Raw genomic sequence first — 20,414 nt, forward strand, 5'->3', positions numbered from 1 at the left:
CAATGCCGTCATCCTTTTATTCGAACAGAGGAGCGGTTCACTAGAAGGAACCAATTCATCAGATACTCTACCTTGTTTGGTGTTGATTATGAAATTCACTCCTGTCGAAGAGATTCTTGAAGGCGAGCTGATTGACAAAGAAGTCCATCTGAGAGGATGGATTCACAGAATCCGGAAACAGAAGAACATGGTCTTTGCCATTGTACGAGATCATACCGGAGTTATTCAGACGGTCATCAAGAATAACGCAGTTTCGGAAGATGAATACGAAGCTGCTCAGAAGATGCTAATAGAATCTCTTGTTAAGATTCGTGGGACTGTCAAGGAGGATGCAAGGGCTAAGGGTGGTTACGAAATCCAAGTATCGAAACTGGAGGTCCTTCACTTTGCTGACGAATTCCCCATTACAGAGGACCAGAGCATAGAGTTTCTAAACGACAACCGCCATCTGTGGATGCGCTCGAGAGCCATGACCAATGCTCTCAAGGTCAGGGATGAAGTCTTTCGAGCATCAAGAGAATATCTGCGAAACAATGGATTTTTTGAAACCACCTCTCCCATGTTTGTATCTACAATGGGGGAAGAGGGTGCCGAGCTGTTTGAGGTGGATTATTTCGGCGACACAATGTACCTAACTCAGACTTCTCAGATGCACTTGGAACCCCAACTGTACGCGTTAGAACGAGTGTTCACTCTAGCACCATCTTTCCGTGGTGAGAAATCACGCACTCGCAAGCACCTTACCGAATTCTGGCATTTGGAAGCCGAGGAAGCATGGTGCGACCATGACTGTAACATTGAACGTCAGGAAGAACTCATTTCGCATATTTGCCATTCAGTTGCTGAGAATGAAGAGAAAGCACTGGATGAGATGGAAGTCTCGAGGAACCGGCTTCTCAAAATCGAACCCCCCTTTGACCGGATAACATATTCAGAAGCGATTGAGTTCTGCCAGGACGCCGGTGTCGAAATCAGCTGGGGTGAAGACATTCGAACGGAAGCAGAAGATGCTCTAACTGAAGGACGGGAGACATTTCTGTTCATCGAATACTACCCGAAGGAAATCAAAAGCTTCTACATGAAAAACAACGAGAAGGATCCTCGTACATACAAGAATAACGATTTGCTAGCTCCTGAAGGATTTGGAGAAATCATAGGCGGAAGCCAGAGAGAAGACGATCCTGACATACTTGTAGAGAACATAAAAGCAACCGGTGATGATCCTTCGAAGTATGAATGGTTTGTAGACATCCGGAAATACGGCAGTGTTCCACATTCAGGCTTTGGTGTCGGAATAGATCGACTTATTCGATGGATGCTCGATTTAGATCATATTCGCGATGTGATTCCCTTTCCAAGAACGGTACGCAGAACATACCCGTAGAACAGTTTCATTAATTGGCTCCCATGCATCGTATTTTCGATGACTTTGTTCAGAAGTAACTATAAGCCAATACTCCATAAGGGCATATGGTACATCCAGATTATACCAATTAGATAAAATGCAAAGACAAATGGTGGCAAAATCATGATACAATTGGGCTTCATTGAAGATTTTGTTGTATGGTTGCAGAATATCCCTCAGAATCTTCAAGACCCAGTTGTTGTTGGCCTTGTATTGTTTCTATTGAGTTTGGCATATATCATAATCTCTCGAAGCCTTAGCTCCGCATTGGAAGAAATAGGATTATCCGGTCAATTTTCTACGGGTATCAGTCTAATCCTTCGTTTGATTTTCGTCGTAATCGGGATTATCCTGGTGGTGAATCTATTTGACCCAGCTATTGGAGCACTATTGTCCCTTTCTACTGTTTTCGGTACCGCCCTGGGTCTTGCTTTCTCACAGGCCGTAAGTGAGATAGTAAATGGCCTCTATATTTTGATAGCACGTCCCTTTAGAGTTGGTGATTATGTTAGAATTGCCAATGACGAAGGAATTGTAACTGACGTGAATCTTTACTATACTCGTATTCAGCAACCTGATGAGACCCGTTTACGAATTCCGAATTCAAAAGTACTATCAAGTGATGTTGTCAATTTCCGTGTTGACGTGAAGGATGTCATCAAGGATGTCACGAGCGAACGATTGCAGACCCTGAATACTGACCAGCGGGGAACTCTGAGCAACGTTATCTCCCGGCTGAAATCAATTACCCATACCGAGACTGCTTTTCGTTATACCTTTGATTTGACAATACACCACAGTCTTGACCATGTTGCTTTGAGAAAAAATTTCGATGAAGTCTGTGAAGATTGGGAAGAGGTGTTTCTTGTAAAACCCAATTGGCAGGTTTGGGATACTTCTGATAATTCAATTATATATCGTGTTACCATCATCGTGGATGAGCCGAGAGAGCTCTTAGTGCACATTGCCGATTTGATGAATGAATTACTTCTACCTTACAGGAAGAAGCCAACTGAAACAGAGGAATAATTCTCACATCTCTTAGGATTCTTCTATTTGCTTAGCTTCGATGAGCTGCTTTTGGTGTTTCCGTAGCATCCAGACGGAATACAGCAGAATAGCTAACCCCCCGAAAATACCCATTAACCACAACTCACTCGCAAAGGGATGAGAAAGCCATTTGGTCAAGATGTATACATTGAGACTGAAGAAGAAAATACCAAACGAGATAATTATCGCATAATATGACCACGGTAATCTGTCTTGCTCCATATTTAGCCCGTGCTTCTCTCCAAGACAGAACTTTATAGAGATTGCCATCTCACTTGTCTTTTTTCCACGATTTCTACTGTTATCCCCCTCATTACCACTAAAGAACCTTCATTCAGGCTGGAGTGGAATTTGTGCGATCTAGGATTTTTGGTTATTTTCCTCTCTCATTTCCAGCGGTGTAACGAGTAATCCTTCGGATGTCGCTTTCAATACGACGCGCTTCTCAATTCCAGCCATACGCCTAATAGCTTCAGGAATAACCATTCGCCCTTTTGCATCCACTTCTGATATGTCACCATAGAGCACATGCTTCTGCCCCTCAATAAGACCATCTCTGATACGCAATATTCGATCTGCGTATTCAGCAACGCGGGGATTATGTGTGACGTTCACAATGGTTGTTCCGAATTCTCGGTTAGTCTTACGCAAAGCTTCCATGACGATATCGGCTGTTTCGGTATCCAGTTCTCCAGTAACCTCGTCCGCGAGTAGAAGCTCTGGTTGGTTTGCAAGCGCTACACAAATGGCTACCCGTTGGTTCTCTCCACCTGATAGCTGATTTGGCTTATGGTCCATTCTGTGCTCCAGATTGAATGTCTCGAGTAATTCCTTGGCTCGTTTGTCTATTTTGCCCTTTGGAGCATTGGCTAGTTTCATCGGGACTTTCACGTTTTTCAGAGCTGACAAGCCTGGGATGAGATTGCCAACCTGCCAGACAAACCCTACCTTCTTCCGTCTGTATAGCATGGCACGCCTATCGTTGAGCAAGGTGATGTTATGGCCATCAAAGAGCACTTTCCCGGCTGTTGGCTTGTCCAGAGCCCCGATTAATTTCAGGAGCGTTGATTTTCCCGAGCCGGAAGGTCCAACTATCGAGATGAATTCTCCATGATCAACCTCAAAATCCATACCCCTCAAAGCGATAACTTCCTTTCGTCCTCGGCGATAGACTTTCATGAGATCTCGTACCACAAGTTTGTTCTCTTCCGCGATTTGTTCTAAATCTTCCATGTTGTTCCCTCCAATCAGCTGACGTACTGGATTTCCTTCGCGATATTTTTCTCCAAAGTCTCTTTGGTGATGAAGTAAGTTGTAATGACCACTGCTGCTATCGTAACCAAGAAGATGAGTCCGATAGTAGCAACCGGTACACTTGGAATCACTCGGAGCCTCAGCCAGGGCAAGGAGATTGATGTGCCCAAGAAGCTCAAGGGGATCTGAATTGCAAATCCTGTTAGTACGAGACCAATCAATCCTCCTATTGCTGCGGCAACCACCGTCGTAGCCAAGGAGTCTACGAGCATCGGAATCATAATGGATTGGCTTTCTGTCCCAAGGGCTCTCAGCACTGAAAGCGGCCGTCTTAGATTCTGAATCCTGACAACGGTGACTATTGCAATGCCTGCTGTCAAGTAGATTAATGAGAAAACTACATTCAGAGTATAGACGCCGTATATTGTCTGGGCACCTCTTGAATCGAGTGACTGATCAAGATTCAGGAGCCCTGAATCGATGCTTTCGAAAGAGGACTCGGATAGATCGGAAATTTCGTTCATGACCCTTGTGTAGTTGGCCCCATCATCCAGCTTGATATAGAAGCTGGAAACTTTGCTAGTATCGGTGCAGGTATGGACATAGTCCAGATTCATAATGGCAAACCGATTCAGTTCGGGTTTTCCTGGGAAGTAGGTGGTTTCTATCCCATATTGACTCTGAAATGCTAGGATATCAACAATTTCACAATCTGACGTGTTCTGCCAGCTAGGGCCCTGCAAAGTGATTTCAATTTCGTTCGAATAAACTGGTGTTCTTCCAGAGATACTTGTCTCGTAATGATGAACTGGTTTGAACGAGGTAATCACGTTTTGGTTGTTGAGTGACATCTGGTTCAGAGATTGGGCAGGGGTTTGGTCATTGGCAAAATAGTCTAACCAGAATGCTGTTTCAGCCCAAGCTTGGGCTTGGACACCAAAAATGTCGATTTCCTCTGTTACATATCGATAGCTACCATCCCATTGTGCTTGCCTGTATTCTACCTCACCGGACGTCTGAAATACAGCAGAGCCTTTTTTCACACCATCAATCTTAGTAATCTCATCTAGCATATCCAAGGTGACGTTGCTCATCTCTGGACGCACTCGAACAACAACATCTCCACCTGCCTCAAACATGCTTAGAGATCGAGTATGATTATAGCCTGTTTCTGCTGAAATGGAACAGAACAGACCGGCAGCAAAAACCAGACCAACAAACACAACCGCTATGGATTCACTCTTTTTGAACATCATGACGGTTCGTGACAACAAACGAGATCCGGGTGCATACTTCTCTGTTTTCAATCGAGAGACAATGTTCGCTTTTACGTTTGGACCCCCTCTGGAGAGCAACCGTGCAAAACCCAAAACAAAGATGCCCATGAAGATGACTATAACAATGCTAAAGTACAGAGTTGCTCTACTGTATCCAACTCCCGTATATCCGAACAAGGAAAACATTGGATACAAGAAGAAAGCCGAAATCCCGACAGCCGCAAGGTCAATGAAGGGATTGCCCAGATCACTTTCTTCCTCTAAGACTTCTTTTTCCAGCCATGCATGTGCTTCTTCCGGTGACATAAGAAGGGCTTGAACTGCTGTTGGAATGGATACAGCCACGCCGACACCAAAGGCGAAAAGAAACACAGATGCAACAGCATCTTGTTCAAGGAGCAGAGTGAAACCAGCCATCCTTTCAAAACTGAACTCAAGTAGAGTACGAACTGAACCAGAGAGATAGGACGAAAGTAGGCCAACCAATACAGCACCGAAGCTTCCAATCAGTGCCACGGTGATGGCTTGCAACAAAACCCATTTGAAGGCCTGCCAGCCAGAAGCCCCTCTGGTTTTGAGAGTACCGACATTTTTTCTTCTTTGATCAGCGAGAAGTTCCGAATTATAGTAAACTAGCATGATTCCCATTGTGAGGGCGGGGACGGAAAAGGCCAAAGAAATCGATGTGACGGTTTGAGCCCATCTCGAATATGAAATGAGTGTGTCTTCCAGTTCGTAGTCGGATAGATAGGCATAGGGCAGGGTGTCCTGCTCTATCCGTTTCCCAACATCCTCAGCCCGATCCGCAGGAGAAATATCTGGATACGAGAGTATAGCAGATTCATCTAAATCTACCCATACAATATCAGACTGACTGACATAGCCCCTTGGTTCTAGCCGAGAGAAGATTTCATCCAACCCGTGCTTGGTCGTTAGCATTCGAAGCATTGAAGCCCCTTCTCCGGGAGAGTACCAAGACTGGCCGAAAAGACTGGTTTCGAATGTTCCAACAATGATGAAATCCTTTTCTATATCGATTCTTGTTCCATTCTCATAGATTCTCGCCTTAGCCGTAAAATTGTCCCCTAGGGATAAGCCATAATGCTCAAGGGTAGAAGTTTCAATGTAACACGAAGAATCGTTTAGATTGCCTATGCTGATCGTGATTTCGAAAGCCTTTGGAAACATTGAGAATGTGTTTTCAGAGAGTCCAAGATAGACATGTTCTTGATACATATATTCGTCGGCGTCCCAATCATAGGATCTTACCTTACTGAGGAGGTCGGCACCTTCTACGTCTTGCTGGTCCTCGATGATACCTTGGATGTCATCTGTTGTTGTTTCATTTTGTTCGTAGAATTGGTAGGACATTGCAACTTGCATATCAACTGAGATTTCTGTTGTCATCTCATTTAGCACGTCCGGCCGAATGCTGTCCATGTAGAACAAGACACCGCCCAAAACCCCTGCAGACAAGGAGAATACAATCAGTGTAGCAAGTACTTTTCGCTTATCTGATGATAATCTGGCTAACATGTACATTTAGACCCCTCCTCGGTAAGGGCCAGCTTCGGCCCAGTGTGCGTTCAAAGCTTCCTGAAGATTCACGCGAGAGTTTGTTACAGCCACAATGACAATCATGCCCACCATAGAAACCACAAAGAAGACGAGAATGGTAAGAAGGCTTATCCATGGGATAGAGGGGAATATGCCTACAGGGAATATGAAGTTGCTAGTGGAAATCGTTGCAAGTGTGTTTGCTATGAAGATAGGGGAGAACAGCAGAAGCAACATTAGGGCTGATAGTGTTATTATGAGCAACTCGGCAACCTGTGTTTTGATGACATCTATCGTCTCGGCTCCCATCGCTCGCAAGAGAGCTACTTCACGTTTTCGTGAGCGAACATCCTCGGCTGCGTAGACTGAGAACCCTCCAAACATAACAAGAACCATGGCTGCTGTTGTCATTGTATCGACTGCGCGGTTCATACTGTATCTGGCTTGTTTGATATATTGGGAGAGTTCATATTCTACAGTTGTCCAGCCGTCGTTGGCGTACATGAAACCAATTCTCTCTGGATTCTCACTGACTGCGTTACCACAGCTATTCATGAGTTCCTCCGCTATCGCTGTGGAATTTGTGCCTTCATTGACGTTTACACAAAGGACGCTACGTGCTGAACTAGTGAAATTAACCCCGCCTGCAAGATATTCTCTGTTTGCATATATGACATCTGTTCCGAAAGGCCGCTGGTAATAGGAATCGTGCTGGGTTTTCAAGAGACTTGCATCAGAAAGGCCTTTCACTATGCCGAGAACTGAAAACACATAGATTTTTTGACCTTCGTCTGTTTCGATTGATGCTCTCATGGAATTCCCCACAGCCAAATCGTATTCGTCAGCTATGTCGTTAGTTATTATGGCGCCATTCGGTGTATCCTCCAACTCCTCCATCTTCTGGGCAAGTATGGCTGATTCATTCAACAATGTTCCTGTATAGTCATATCCTACTTGACCAAACTCGCTTGGATCGAAAGCTGCTAGACGTAAATCTCCTCCATACTGTGTTGAGAGCATCACGTCCAAAACAGACAAGAGAGCCATTTTTTCGGTATCTGGATGAGCAGACACATTGTTGAAGAAAGCTTCCCAGTCTTCTGGGTGTTGTTCATCTAGATGAAATGTCATATCTCCCGCAAATGCGAAGCGGGCATGGTTCTTCTTGGTCATGGGCAATGATGTATCTATCACAGCCATGTTCCATGCCAAGCTTATGGCGAGTACCAGAACTAATATCGTTGGGGCTGCTGATGAGGCACTTTTTCCAACTCTTCGAACACCCACCGAAGCGGACAGCTTTCCTACTGCTTTTTCAAACTCTCTGGATATTCGTGAAGAACCCTTTCTTAATGCCTTGATTGTCAGGCTGGCAATCGCTAGAAAGATAGCCAGAGGCACTACAGAGAGAATGAAGGAAAGCATCGGGTTAGTTTGAGCTTGGGCTCCAAGAGAGTACAAAGCTACTGTAATAAGAATCGATAACACCAGAACGACCGAATCCCAACGGATAAGTCTCAGACCCTTAGCTAGCTTGGCAAGCTTGCCTTCACCTTCATCCACTGGCTCTTTAATTGCATAGATAACAAAGTAGCTGCCCAGCGTCATCATCGGAAGAATCATGCCAACCACAGCTGTTAGAATCAATGATTCAAGCGTAATAAGAAATGGCTCGGAAAAGAACAGGTTTGGTATAAACTGAAAATAGCCGACAGCAGAGAGAGCTATTCTGCTAAGCAACACACCGAGTCCTAATCCCAATATGGTGCCAGAAGCTGAAAGAATCAGTATTTCTCGAATGATAATCCTGTCAGTATCTTGTTTTGAAGCTCCTCGAGCTTGGAGCATACTGGTCTCATACTCACGTTCATTCACATTGTATCGTATTGCAAGCAACATTAAAAGAATGACAAGAAGCATGATCCCTGTCGACCGCACTAGCTGGCTCATCCTTGCACTGGCTTGCCAGTCTTTGTATTCCAAAAGTGCCCTACCTATGATATTGTTTACTCTATACTGCGAATACCCTTGCTGCTCATATTGTGGATCTAAGCTCTGCACTGCCTCCTCTATTCTTCTAACAAAGGCGATGGAACTACTCACATCAAACGGTGTTACTGGGTCCCTGTTGATTTCGACGTGAACGGACTCCTCTATGTAGTAATTGTCATATCCTTCTGAGCCCACGACTTCGGGGAGGACAATGGCTATCGCGAAGTATGAACCATACCACCCAGGCAATTGCGAGGGGTGGTTTTCAAACAACCCGACGACGGTCATATTGATCCAATGTGGTTGTTCCACATCACTTCTGTAGTATGAGTAGTTTATTGTCTTGCCAATGGAAGCATTTAGATCGGTTGCTCTTTCAAATGCAATTGCGATTTCGGATGTGCTATTGGGATACCGGCCCGATTGTATTGAATAGACATCGGGAAACTCCTCGAGGTAGGTACTATCGATGTAAGCTATCTTGAGGTTGCTTGCATATCTTAAATCTCCTGACCTAAACCATCCTTCTCCTAAGGTTATCGCTGCAGCTTTCTGGATTCCGTCGATGGCTTCAATGTCGTCAACTTCTGCTTGGATATCTCCACCTTCTAAAGACATAGCAACGGGCCCAATGTCCATGTAGCTTTCCCATTCATGAATCGAATAGGAGTCGACATAGACTGTTGTACCCATAGCAACTGCTGATGCTAGGCATAAACAAATCAGTGTTAGCCCTTTTCTTCTCAAGCTGTGAAATGCTTCGTAACCTGCAGGTACAGCCAATTCTTTCCCCTTCTATTCTACGCCGACGATTTCTCCGTCTCTCATTCTATAGGTCTTGTCCATTTGTTTGCCTACTTCGGGATCGTGAGTTACAGATACTAAGGTTCCGCCTTCTCCTTTGGTGAGCTTGACAAGGACGTCGACGATTTCTTGTCCGGTTTGAGTGTCCAAATCACCGGTAGGTTCATCAGCTAACACAACCACTGATTTTGCTGACCCCTCTGGTTTGGCAAGAGCCCTTGCTATTGCAACCCGTTGCTGTTCGCCTCCTGACAACTCATCAGGTCTATGCTCTGCCCGTTCTGTTAAGCCTACAAGTCCTAGCAGGTGCTCTACTCGTTCCCTCCTCTGCTCTTCTTCTACTCCGGCGATGAGCAATGGCAGCTCCACATTCTCGTAAGCTGTAAGAACTGGAAGGAGATTGAAAAATTGGAAAACGAAACTAATTTTGTCCCGCCTAATCCGTGTTAGTTCCTTTTCCGTCATTTCGGTGATATCGGTTCCATCAACGACAACGCTTCCCGTGGTTGGTTTGTCAAGTGCACCAATCATATTGAGCAGTGTTGTCTTGCCGGAACCAGAAGGCCCCATAATGGCAACAGCTTCGCCGCGCTTCACCTCAAGATTCACTCCACGCAGAGCTGGAACATCTACTTCACCCATATGATATATTTTTGAGACATCGGCTAGCTTCAGTATACTATCTTCCAAGGGGGTTTCCCACTCCCGTTAATTCAAAATTGTCTACAGGTTGCCCTATTAGCTTTTCCTCTAACGCTTGAGCATTGGACTTCTCTTATTGTGTAAGGTGGGTGTTAGAAAGGAGTATTATCAGGAATTAAAAGCCAAACAATGAGTAGGAAAAAAAGAAGGTTTATGACTGAACAGCACATTTACGGACATATAACAATCACAGTGGATGGGTCCAAATGGTTCATGACATAATGGTCAATCGCTACGAGTTTTTCAGTTGGCGCGGATTCTTCACTGGTGCATCAATCATAGGCCTATCATTGATACTACAATCCTTAATTGGTTTCCCACAGGTTTGGAATGAGCGTCCAATTCAGTTTGGCACTTCGATTCTGATTTCCTCAGTCATTGTTGGAACCGTCTGCGGTAGCGTGCTTGTTTTCTTGTTCCCGCCCAATCAGGATGTTATTGGCGTAGCCGGTTTGGGTAGTGACGATGTTTCTCAACATATCGCCCTATTCTTGGTTTTGCTCGCGTTGATGGAACCTGTTCTTTCCGGTTTCGTGTTTTTCTTTGAGTATTATGGACAAGATCCATTCGAGATGATTTGGGTCTTGGTCAGCTTTGGTGCAGTCAGTGCTGGCTTTGCATCTGCCATGTTTGACCGAACGAAAACAATAGCTCGAGATGTCCGAAATTACTTCGAAGATCATGAGGTACTTGACATGACCAAGTTGGACTGGTTACAGGCAGTCGGACCCAGAGATGCTGCTTATCGAATGGGGATGCTTGGACGAGCCGCTGAAGAAATCGACTATGTTCGGGTTGTAGGACATCAAATGATCCAACTGAAAGACACAGAGAAAACTAGTTCCAATGAGTAGTATTATCAATCGTTTTCTCAATGGCGATGATCTATGTGTGCTTGTAGCCCCTCTTCTGTCCACGCTACCCATGCACATTTTAGACATGTGAATTTCTTGCTTCCAAGTCCGAATCGTGGAGGAGATTTTTCTTCAAGCTCATATATTGTACCGCCATACCCACTTCTTTTCTTTGTAACAACCTTGAACCGTTTGTCAAAACATTCCGAACAAATACAAAGACGAGATCTCTCTTCGTTTTTGAAGTTATCTTCCAAGGTCTTAGCTGGCTCAGGCGGGTCCATTTCCTTTCCACAGCTTTCACACCGAGTCATTCTCTTCACAGCCAAGGCCTTATAGCGTGTTAAATGGCTATCTCTGATTTGACAATGGAAACCGGGGTATATGACTGTTCTTGGTTTCAGATTGACCAGTTGTGCTTTGCCTCTTGGTTCTTAGAATTCTGTCGTCCTCATGATAGCCCAATCTCTAAGTAATAATCATTCAATCTTCGGAGACCGATAGCTCAGCAGCTATCTGAAAGAGCTTCTCAATGTTCTTATTTTCTACACAAGATGTTTCTAGAAAGGCAACGGGGTGGAATTCCTTTTCTTGACCAAGTTCAGTAGCCAGCTTCTCAGCGTACTCGAAGCCCTCCTCTTCGCCTACAAATTCATCAGACTTCTCTGATGCTTGCTCCACTCTTTTGTCATACTTGTTACCCGCGATAATAAGCGGGGGTAGGGTCTTTCTTGATATTGAAAGTTCTTTTATCCAGAAATTCAGGCTTTCAAAACTCCATCTATCACCTGCTGAATAGACTACTATGGCAACATCCGCGTCTCCATAGTATTCATTTCGCGGTATACGGTGACCTACAGCATCATCAAAAGACCATACATATAGATTCACTCGGTATTCATTTGTTCTGAACAGTTTCTTGTATACATAATCCTCTTCGCTTGCTTCTAATTCGCCCGTTTGGATTAGCGACTTTTTGCCTACATTCTCTTCTCCGATTAGAAGACATTTTCTGTCGACAAGTGGTTTTATCATGTGTTGGCTTGCGATGTCGGGTTCTTCTGTGCCCGTTTTTACAGCTTCGGTGGTGGGTGTTCCCTCAGCTTCGGTCACGCCTGTTTCTTCCGCCTTCATTTCTATTTCGGGCTGTGTAGATTCTATGTCATTTTCAACTGGTTTGTCCTGAATGCTTGATTGCTTTGGAAGGCTTGCAGATGACGCAGCGATTTCAGTTTGAGACTTCAGCTTGACCTGAATGCCACTACTAGTTTTCTTCTGATGAGTTCCCTTTGGTGATCGAAAGGTATCACTCATCGATTCTACAGCTGCCAATGCTTCTGATATGTCATCTACTTCTTTACCTGCAACACGGTGCTTCTTCAGGAGTTTTTCAGAAGGGGTTACAGGTTCGGCTGTAGATTCTTTGGTTTCCTTTTTGGGTATTAGATCCGAAGGTTCTTCTGCTGCTACTGCTGATGATTCTGTTGAAATCTCTTCTGACCGCTGCAGCTCCTCTTCCACTCCAATTTTCCGAAGCACGTCTTCGATATGCCCTGGTGGAAATCTCTTATCGAAAAAACGGAAATAGGATTTGACCTCCTTTACTATCTCTTCGAAGGACTTCGATTCAGTTGGGATTTTCTTCTTGATTCTGCCTTCGTCTCGCAGCTCGACGTAACCTGGCAGTAGAGCTAACGTAACCGTTGTTCCTGGCACCTTCATAGTGGCAATAACCTCGTGAACATTCTAGTTGAGCAAGTTGGGTTAGCGCCTGACAACATCGTTCATGGCAACAAGTAGTTGTGCCCCTATATATTGTCTGCCTATACAAACCCATCTAAGCTGTTACCTTCGTCTTAACCCAAAGAAATATGACCCATGCACATCACCATGATATTGGTTGAGCTCAATGACAGACGAGGAAATTGACTTCAGAGATTATGTTGAAGTAATTAAGGATTGGCCCGAAAAAGGGCAAGCTGTTGCTGACATCAGTCGACTGCTTGAACACCCTACTGTATTTCATGAAGCAGTCGTCGCTCTCGCAAAACCCCTTGTTGAGATGCAGCCAAACAAAGTTGTTGGCATTGAGCAGAGAGGTCTGGCACTGGGTAGTGCTATTGCGTATTACCTTGGTTGCGGGATTGTTCCGGCTAGATCTATTGCATATCTTGAAGAGGACTACAGCCGTCCCGTTGAATGGCTCCCATCAGATAGATTTGCAGATAAGCGACTGGCTTTGGTGAGTGAATCAATTGACCCCGGTGATCGGGTCGCGATAGTTGACGACTGGCTAACGCAGGGTACGACAGTATTGGCTGTCGCTAAAATTCTAGAGAAGCTCGATGCGACTGTGGTCGGTGTTGCATGTGTGATTAACAACCTTTCGGAGACCAGAATGAAAATGCTGGGTCGTCCTGAGGTTCACCAGCTCATCCGCAATCTGAAGAGTGATGTGCTCAACCCAGGGCATTAATCAGAAAAAAAATCAGTGATAGGGACTCTTCTATGAGCCCCTATCCTATATTGTCTATTCTTCTTCTCTCAGTTCTCGTCTCAGGATTTTGCCGACCTGTGTCTTAGGCAATGTGTCTACGAATTCTATATCTGTTGGCACTTTGTAGGCTGCCATCTTGTCTTTGCAGAACTTGCGGATCTCATCCAGAGTGGCTTGTTCACCAGGTTCTAGAATGATGAATGCTTTCACAGTCTCTCCTCTTGTCTCATGTGGGACTCCCACAACTGCCACTTCTTTCACCTTTGGATGCTCAAAGAGTATCTCTTCCACATTTCTAGGCCATACTTTGTAACCGCTAGCGTTGATGAGATCCTTCTTCCTATCAACGATGTATGTCCAACCCTCTTCATCCATTCGTGCTATATCCCCGGTGCGCAACCATCCATTCTCCTTTAGCACATCATCTGTTTCATCTGGTCGGTTGAGGTAGCCTTGCATAACCTGAGGCCCCTTCACCATGAGCTCGCCGACCTCACCGTACGGGAGCTCTTTCGTGTAGTCTTCGAGGTCTACGATTTTGCTGTCAGTACTTGGGAATGGTAGTCCGATAGAGCCGATTGTGCGAAGCTCCTTGTCCAATGGATTGGCGTGGGTTACTGGTGAAGCTTCGGTCAAGCCGTAACCCTCAATGATGATTGAATTGGTTGCGGCTTCGAATTTCCTCGTAACCTCTGCAGGTAATGCCATTGCACCTGCAATTGAGAGTTTGAGCGATGTTATGTCGTACTTGTCCACTTCCTCGAATGAGTAGATGGAAATGGCCAGTGTTGCAACTATGGGGAAGAATGTTGGTCTCAGTTTGTCCATTTGCGATAGCAAATTCGAGGTGTCTCTAGGATCTGGTAGAAGCAACATGCCACATCCCCACGACATTGCCAGGTTCATAGATACGGTTTGACCGAATATATGCTGAAGTGGCAAAGCTGCAACAAACAACTCCTTACCTCTCTCCGCCATCCATTCCATCCATGCAGAACACTGGGCAACATTTGCTTTGAGATTGTCATGAGTCAGCATTGCTGCTTTCGGGATGCCTGTTGTCCCACCAGTGAATTGATACACCGCTATGTCGCTCGTAGGATCTATCTCAATCTCTGGCGATTCTGGAACTGTGTCTTCCATGAAGTCATTCCAGAGAATATCTCCGTCTCGCAGGGGTGGTACTTCCTTCACCTTGCTTCTGTAGACAATCTTGGATGCTAGGACTCTCTTAATCCATGACATCATGTCCCAAGCTGCGGTAACGATAGCTTTTTCGAGATTGGTTTCTGCTCTGACTGTCTCCACAACATCATAGAAGTAGTTCAATGTCACTATTGTTTTAGCTCTTGTTCCTTGTAAGTAAATCCTGAGTTCCTTGGGCATTGCCATCGGATTAACAGGAGTTACAGTAGCTCCTGTTTTCAAAGTCCCATAATAGGCTATCACAAATTGTGGGCAGTTGGGCAGCATAATTGCTACTGTGTCGCCTTTCCCAATCCCCATTTTGGATATGCCATTTGCAAAGCGATCAACCAGATCACCAAGCTCGCGGAACGTGATTTCAATACCTTCGTAATGCAATGCAACATTATCAGGAAATTCCTCTATTGCTTTATCGAGGCTTTCCCAGAGCGGCCCCTCAGGAATTTCGATTTCCTTTGGTGTGTCGCCTACGTAATTATCATACCATGGTCTTTCCATTGTTGTATCTCCTCCAACTAACTTGAACCTAACTTAGTAGTTCTATGTTTCCCCTAATTTATCCTTTTGGATGAAAAGTAGGCAACTCGAATGACATTGATAAGAAAAATGGTCAGAATCCATCTGGGAGCGCAAATGTGGAGCGATGAGACGAGCTGCAGTATGCAATATCTCTTGGTCAATAACCAGATACTACCTAGAAGCGCAATGAATTCTTAAGAACAACGTATAGGGTTCTCGCAACGAGTCTGGTGACATTAAGGCTAGCGACTTCGGATTCTGACATTGCATCACTAACCATGTCTTGAATCTCCCGGTCTTCCGCCCCAATCTTGAATAGTGTCTCCGTGAATACACTCGTAAACAGCTTCTGTGCAAAGAGCATTGATGACATGTCATTTCCAATTTTGTCTTCCCATATGTGCTGGTAGGCGTCTAGACTGTTTTTACCGTATTCTTCGTTGGTTATGCATCTACTGACAATGGCAGCAGCGATTCTACCGGCTTCCATTGCATAGAGAATCCCTCCTCCTGTCAGGGGGTTTACCATTCCAGCCGAATCTCCGACGAGGAGACAACGATCCTCCACGAAGGAATCTATAGTTCCCCCAGTAGGTACAAGAGCCCCCCTGCCACTAGGAATGTCTATACTGTTGGGGAGCAAATTTTGACGAGCGAGATGTTTCAAAAATGACTTGAACGTTCCCTGCATATTGTTTGCACAATTCGCTTTGATACCCACACCAACGTTAATCGTGTTGGTTTTCGGAAAAATCCAACCATAACCTGGTCTTCCAGAGAGATTTGCAAAGAAATGGTATTCACCTTCACTTCCATATAGATCGATGATATCATCCTCTTCAGCTGGTATTTCTGCCACCCTACACGCTGTTATCGCATCTTGAGGCCAGCATGTGTTAAGGCCTGTCTCTCTTGCAACTATACTATTTACACCATCAGCGCCAATAATGATTTCTCCCGAAATTGTATCACCCTTCGAGATTTGTACTTCGACACCTTTGTCTTGAATTGATAGATTCTTTACCCTCTTACCTGTCAAACAATGTGATCCGGCATCATGAGCAGTCTCGAAAAGTGTGTTATCGAATTTTGAGCGAGGAGCGACAGCCATTCCTGCCCTGCCTTCAAGCGTGATTTCTCTGCTTGGCGAATGAAGGACTCCGACATTCAAAATACGTTCCAAGAACTCGTCTTTCCGCACGGCGAGATATGGAAATTCCTTGAAGATTGCGGGGGAGAAACCACCACCACATGGTTTGTCTCGGGGAAAGGTGGCTTTGTCAATCAAGCAAACTTCGTAACCCATTTCCGCAAGATATCTCGCTGTAGTTGCACCTCCAGGTCCTGCTCCGACAACGATAGCATCGAACATGGGTGTCATATTGTGCATGCTCTATGGTGGGTATTTCACGTTGATGGTGGGTGCTCATGTCCACAAATGGAATATACATAAGATGCGGCTTTGACTAGGAAAGTAATGGATTTGCAGTTCTATGGCAGAACGAATAAAGAATGGGATTGCTGGTGCAACCAAGACGGTACAAGGGAAACGGGAGAATCTGCGAAATCGCATATCACAATATGATGGAGCAGAGCAAGCTATTCATCTCTTGATTTCGGTAGTTCTGGCAATCAACACGGTCTTGATGCTATTCACTTTGATTCATGTTATCGGATGGTTGCTGATTGCAGGATTGCCTCTTCTAGATTCTCTGCCCTTGGTGCTTTACGTCGTTCCCCTTCTCATCATCCTGCCTTCTCTAGTTTATTCCTATTACACTTCTCGAAGTGCAAATGTTAACCTAATCGTGACAATTATCGAATTGGTCATCTTCGCGCTATTGACGAATCTGGTTCGAGGATTTCTGATCCTGATATCGCTGAATATGGTTGCTGTTCTCTTCATGCTCGTTTATGGTCGGTTTGGATTCCAGGGGAGTCTAAAAGATTTGGGCAAGAAAGGTATTGCCTGGTTCATATTCATGAATCTTCTCGGGCTCGCAATGCCAATAGCGACCCATGCCATGGGGCGGAATCCGATAGCATCCGTTTCAGCTTCTGACACCGTTCCATTGCGCTTTTCTGTCTCTGTAGATGAGAACGTGTCCTCCCTTCAATCACATTTGGATTCCATACAATCGAATGATTTTAGCTTGGATTTGAAGGTACAAACTGGTGCTATGAATTGGTACCAACGAACTATCAACTGGCTTAATCTGCTAAATACTACAGATATGAACCATAGTATAACTCTCTCAGCTAATCGTGAGTACTATTTTCAGCTTAGCAATCACGAATTCGGATCCGCTCAGCTGCTTGATTTGGTCTTCGAAAACTACTATACCGTCTTGAATGAGACCTTCCATAGAATCGATTTCACTTCAGCTTACAGAAAGCCAAATATAATCTATCTGGACATGAAAGTGTCTTCATCTGAATGGTCTTTATTGTTCTCAAGTATACGCGCTGTGGATTTTGGAGCTTTTTCGGGCATTATTAGATCTATGCTTGAATCATCCAATCGTAGCATAATTCAAGAGTGGACAAGCAAATTGACCAGCTTGGCTGAATCATTTGGTGTCTCACTTGGGCTGGTGGTTGAGCCCTTCGTCATGGACGACAGCATGGACGGGGATGATAACACAATGAGAGTTTGTGGTTTAATCTCTGACACTCTGAGTTGCTGGGATTCAATCGATGTGAGCTGCAATAGAACCCTTTTTTCCAAAGCGATGACCGGCGATGTGGGTGAATATTTCCTTTATTCCTACTCCAGAACGCTACCTTCTATTACCTATTTTGATTCGATTAGAGTGAGTGAATCTGGCAAGGACCCGTATTCTCAGATGGAGATACTTGCCAATGATATTGTCATTGCTTCTAGTGGTACACCACGATGGATTACAGTTGAATCGCTAACTTCTATTGTTTCATCTTTTGGCGAGAATGCAGTCCAAGATCTTAGCGAAGGAATCAGCAGCATCCAGGAAGTATCAGTTACATATACATTCAGGATATTCGCTTTCCGAGTTGTATTCCTTGCTATAGATGCTTTCGACCCGATATTCTTCTGAGCTTCTGCTGAAACAGTTTTCAGCTTGAGCTTGGTGGTCGGACGTATACTTCAAAGACACCGGTCCAGATTTCGCTGCTTGTGCCCATTTTGATGAGTAGATTCTTGTCGAATATCACACCAGCGGGTTTCTCTTCACTTTTCTTCCAAGTATCTGCAAACATAAGAGCATGCACATTGTTTTGGAAATCTTCAGTCATTCGCTCAATAATACCGTCGATATACGCTTGGTCAATCCCCTTATCTGAGAGATCAACCGTTGATCGAAAGAGTCGTTCTTCTTGAATAGCTCCTTCCGCTTTGTCAAACGTGTATCCCAAACCCCCGACGAAATGAAAGACGGCATGAGCGACTCTTGGTTGGGTCAGGGTCAAGATGGTATTATCAGAAAGGATAATGCAGTCTGGATCTGCGGCATCAAAGGGTATTGATGCGGCTTCTATCGAAACTTCATTCATCCCAAGTTGCTCTCCAAGAAATTCACGGAGTAGAAACACTCGCTTATCCATTCTGAAGCCATTGATGGCTCCGATATGAATCACGTTCTTCGCCTTTCTAACCAACACATCAATTATGCGCTGACATTTTTGAAGGAATCTCATCTTCTGATTTCTGCTTTCCAGAACATTCTCAGTGTACATAATCGCCTTTACGAACTCAATATCTCTAATATCGGACACAATTTTTCTACTGAATAGTGTCCCCTGATCTGTTTGAATCAAGCCCTCTCTAGAACCATATTCCATCGGTATGGCATTTCCAATATGAACCTGAACCGGCTGCTTAGAATTCTTGGATTTAAAAAATACACCAACATCTATCTCATCGTGCGGGATATCGATGAACTGACGTACAAATGGACCGTCGGGTACAATCTCGCGGTCTTCTGCCTTCCTATAAATATCGCTGTATTTCGAAAATAGATCCTTCTGCGACACTACTCTCACTTCACTTTATCTTAATGATTCGTCCCTCATATCTGTTCCTTCTGTTTTCTTGTTATTGCTAAGCCGTAATCTATAAAGCCCGGTAACCGCGAGAATGCTTCGTGAAACAACTAGCGGCTCTCTTCCGGTTGTTTCCGTCAGATACTTGGAGATTGCTATTATATGGAACGGGAAAAGAAAGGGATTCTGTCTGCTGTTCTTGGTTCTGTGCTATTTGTCTTGTCTTTATTCGTAGTAATGCCTATGGAAATGTTGTATCTGCATTCTCTCACTCTGATGTTTGTAGCTGTTGTTATGATTGGTATTGGTACTGCAGTAGCCAAGGGCTTCGATCGATCTCTGGACATCCGTTCATCAAATTGCTACTACTGTGACGGAAAAGGTATGATTGAAACAGATAGCGGAACCGAGACATGTCCAAGATGTGGTGGCACCGGTAAGAGTCCTGAGGATGAGTAGACTATTCCAAGTTACTTGGGAGGGCCGAAGTATTGACAAAAGGAATTACCTTAGAATTAGATACGCGAGAGAAACTTGTAATTGGCCATAGAGGTGCTCCTAACGATGCACCTGAGAATACACTGAAGGGTTATGCTGCGGCGTGGGAGCTAGGTGCGGATATGGTTGAGCTAGATGTTCAAGAGACCAAAGATGGGGCCTTAGTCTGCATTCATGACTATGATCTTTCTCGAACCACTACCGGTGAAGGAAATGTGGCGGAAACAGAGTTGGTTGATATACGACCCTTAGATGCTGGGGAAGGAGAGAAGGTTCCATTACTTTCAGAAGTGCTAGATATGGCAAAGGGAAATTTCGCCCTTGACATTGAACTGAAGAGTGACGGAATAGAAAAAAGGGCTCTTGATTTGGTCAAGGAATACGATATGCTTGGAAGCGTTGTCTTTAGCTCTTTCTCTGAGAATTCGGTTCTATCGCTGAAAGAGATGAATAATCGAGCTACGGTAGGTTTGATAGTAAAGCGTGCTGAGGATGATGCTCTGGATCACATATTGGAGCTTGGTTTGGATTTTGTAGCTCCGCTTTTCTATCAATTATCCGAAGAATCAGTTTCTTATGCTCATGAATCAAATCTACTTGTATATCCTTGGACGGTAAACGATGAAGACTACATGCGTCAGATGTTAGATTATGATGTTGATGGAATTATTACAGACATGCCTGGTGTTTGTGCGCAAATAGTGGATGAGTATCTGGAACAATAGAAATCTTACAGAATCCTAAATAAATCGTTACATGGAAGTGTAAGATTTCTGTAA

16 protein-coding genes are annotated in these 20,414 nt (G+C 44.5%); 7 read left to right on the plus strand and 9 right to left on the minus strand.

Annotated elements, in window-relative coordinates; genetic code table 11:
* The first annotated feature begins 88 nt into the window (after window positions 1-88).
* The gene (asnS, locus tag GF309_13840) at window positions 89-1,384 is read left to right on the plus strand and encodes an asparagine--tRNA ligase (protein MBD3159860.1); all 1,296 of its coding nucleotides are present in this window, start codon (window positions 89-91) and stop codon (window positions 1,382-1,384) included.
* A gap of 144 nt (window positions 1,385-1,528) precedes the next feature.
* A complete protein-coding gene (locus tag GF309_13845; protein MBD3159861.1) occupies window positions 1,529-2,434 on the plus strand; it encodes a mechanosensitive ion channel in 906 nt (301 codons plus the stop codon).
* A gap of 381 nt (window positions 2,435-2,815) precedes the next feature.
* Here the strand turns inward: GF309_13845 and GF309_13850 are convergent, their stop codons facing one another.
* From GF309_13850 to GF309_13865, 4 genes are read right to left on the minus strand one after another with little or no spacing between them, the layout of a single operon-like run.
* Window positions 2,816-3,688 carry an ATP-binding cassette domain-containing protein gene (locus GF309_13850; GenBank protein MBD3159862.1) on the minus strand — a complete coding sequence of 291 codons (873 nt, stop codon included), beginning with the start codon at window positions 3,686-3,688 and terminating at the stop codon, window positions 2,816-2,818.
* 14 nt (window positions 3,689-3,702) lie between these two features.
* Window positions 3,703-6,528, minus strand: a complete 2,826-nt coding sequence (locus GF309_13855) for an FtsX-like permease family protein (GenBank protein MBD3159863.1) — start codon at window positions 6,526-6,528, stop codon at window positions 3,703-3,705.
* Window positions 6,529-9,318: an FtsX-like permease family protein gene (locus tag GF309_13860; protein ID MBD3159864.1), complete on the minus strand. Its 2,790-nt coding sequence runs from the start codon at window positions 9,316-9,318 to the stop codon at window positions 6,529-6,531.
* A gap of 12 nt (window positions 9,319-9,330) precedes the next feature.
* Window positions 9,331-9,981, minus strand: a complete 651-nt coding sequence (locus tag GF309_13865; GenBank protein ID MBD3159865.1) for an ATP-binding cassette domain-containing protein — start codon at window positions 9,979-9,981, stop codon at window positions 9,331-9,333.
* Between the two features lie 266 nt (window positions 9,982-10,247).
* Between GF309_13865 and GF309_13870 the strand changes: the two genes are divergently transcribed.
* The gene (locus GF309_13870; GenBank protein MBD3159866.1) at window positions 10,248-10,895 is read left to right on the plus strand and encodes a hypothetical protein; all 648 of its coding nucleotides are present in this window, start codon (window positions 10,248-10,250) and stop codon (window positions 10,893-10,895) included.
* Between the two features lie 17 nt (window positions 10,896-10,912).
* Here the strand turns inward: GF309_13870 and GF309_13875 are convergent, their stop codons facing one another.
* Both GF309_13875 and GF309_13880 read right to left on the minus strand, forming a co-directional pair.
* Window positions 10,913-11,209 carry a hypothetical protein gene (locus tag GF309_13875; protein ID MBD3159867.1) on the minus strand — a complete coding sequence of 99 codons (297 nt, stop codon included), beginning with the start codon at window positions 11,207-11,209 and terminating at the stop codon, window positions 10,913-10,915.
* A 169-nt stretch (window positions 11,210-11,378) separates the two neighbouring features.
* A complete protein-coding gene (locus GF309_13880; GenBank protein ID MBD3159868.1) occupies window positions 11,379-12,617 on the minus strand; it encodes a hypothetical protein in 1,239 nt (412 codons plus the stop codon).
* A 187-nt stretch (window positions 12,618-12,804) separates the two neighbouring features.
* Between GF309_13880 and GF309_13885 the strand changes: the two genes are divergently transcribed.
* Window positions 12,805-13,371 carry a hypothetical protein gene (locus GF309_13885; GenBank protein MBD3159869.1) on the plus strand — a complete coding sequence of 189 codons (567 nt, stop codon included), beginning with the start codon at window positions 12,805-12,807 and terminating at the stop codon, window positions 13,369-13,371.
* Window positions 13,372-13,425: 54 nt separating this feature from the next.
* Here GF309_13885 and GF309_13890 read toward each other — a convergent pair whose 3' ends face one another.
* On the minus strand, window positions 13,426-15,096 hold the full coding sequence (locus tag GF309_13890) for an AMP-binding protein (protein ID MBD3159870.1): 1,671 nt from the start codon (window positions 15,094-15,096) through the stop codon (window positions 13,426-13,428).
* A 196-nt stretch (window positions 15,097-15,292) separates the two neighbouring features.
* Complete coding sequence (locus tag GF309_13895) at window positions 15,293-16,507, minus strand: geranylgeranyl reductase family protein (GenBank protein MBD3159871.1); 1,215 nt, start codon at window positions 16,505-16,507, stop codon at window positions 15,293-15,295.
* Window positions 16,508-16,610: 103 nt separating this feature from the next.
* Between GF309_13895 and GF309_13900 the strand changes: the two genes are divergently transcribed.
* Window positions 16,611-18,191, plus strand: a complete 1,581-nt coding sequence (locus GF309_13900) for a hypothetical protein (protein ID MBD3159872.1) — start codon at window positions 16,611-16,613, stop codon at window positions 18,189-18,191.
* A gap of 19 nt (window positions 18,192-18,210) precedes the next feature.
* On the opposite strand, the gene GF309_13905 is transcribed toward GF309_13900, so the two are convergent.
* Window positions 18,211-19,128, minus strand: coding sequence for a hypothetical protein (locus GF309_13905; GenBank protein ID MBD3159873.1), 918 nt, complete (start codon window positions 19,126-19,128; stop codon window positions 18,211-18,213).
* A 171-nt stretch (window positions 19,129-19,299) separates the two neighbouring features.
* Between GF309_13905 and GF309_13910 the strand changes: the two genes are divergently transcribed.
* Both GF309_13910 and GF309_13915 read left to right on the plus strand, forming a co-directional pair.
* Window positions 19,300-19,596, plus strand: coding sequence for a hypothetical protein (locus GF309_13910; GenBank protein MBD3159874.1), 297 nt, complete (start codon window positions 19,300-19,302; stop codon window positions 19,594-19,596).
* A 32-nt stretch (window positions 19,597-19,628) separates the two neighbouring features.
* Window positions 19,629-20,360: a hypothetical protein gene (locus GF309_13915; GenBank protein MBD3159875.1), complete on the plus strand. Its 732-nt coding sequence runs from the start codon at window positions 19,629-19,631 to the stop codon at window positions 20,358-20,360.
* The last annotated feature ends 54 nt before the right edge of the window (window positions 20,361-20,414 follow it).

The organism is Candidatus Lokiarchaeota archaeon, assembly GCA_014730275.1.
Lineage (GTDB): Archaea > Asgardarchaeota > Thorarchaeia > Thorarchaeales > Thorarchaeaceae > WJIL01.

Bases quoted from the DNA above. Each gene is read 5' to 3' on its own strand.
- GF309_13880 (MBD3159868.1), bottom strand. From the start codon at position 12,617: ATGAAGGTGCCAGGAACAACGGTTACGTTAGCTCTACTGCCAGGTTAC.
- GF309_13910 (MBD3159874.1), top strand. From the start codon at position 19,300: ATGGAACGGGAAAAGAAAGGGATTCTGTCTGCTGTTCTTGGTTCTGTG.
- GF309_13870 (MBD3159866.1), top strand. From the start codon at position 10,248: ATGGTTCATGACATAATGGTCAATCGCTACGAGTTTTTCAGTTGGCGC.
- GF309_13895 (MBD3159871.1), bottom strand. From the start codon at position 16,507: ATGCACAATATGACACCCATGTTCGATGCTATCGTTGTCGGAGCAGGA.
- GF309_13885 (MBD3159869.1), top strand. From the start codon at position 12,805: ATGACAGACGAGGAAATTGACTTCAGAGATTATGTTGAAGTAATTAAG.
- GF309_13900 (MBD3159872.1), top strand. From the start codon at position 16,611: ATGGCAGAACGAATAAAGAATGGGATTGCTGGTGCAACCAAGACGGTA.
- GF309_13865 (MBD3159865.1), bottom strand. From the start codon at position 9,981: ATGGGTGAAGTAGATGTTCCAGCTCTGCGTGGAGTGAATCTTGAGGTG.
- asnS (MBD3159860.1), top strand. From the start codon at position 89: ATGAAATTCACTCCTGTCGAAGAGATTCTTGAAGGCGAGCTGATTGAC.
- GF309_13855 (MBD3159863.1), bottom strand. From the start codon at position 6,528: ATGTACATGTTAGCCAGATTATCATCAGATAAGCGAAAAGTACTTGCT.
- GF309_13845 (MBD3159861.1), top strand. From the start codon at position 1,529: ATGATACAATTGGGCTTCATTGAAGATTTTGTTGTATGGTTGCAGAAT.
- GF309_13850 (MBD3159862.1), bottom strand. From the start codon at position 3,688: ATGGAAGATTTAGAACAAATCGCGGAAGAGAACAAACTTGTGGTACGA.
- GF309_13875 (MBD3159867.1), bottom strand. From the start codon at position 11,209: ATGACTCGGTGTGAAAGCTGTGGAAAGGAAATGGACCCGCCTGAGCCA.
- GF309_13890 (MBD3159870.1), bottom strand. From the start codon at position 15,096: ATGGAAAGACCATGGTATGATAATTACGTAGGCGACACACCAAAGGAA.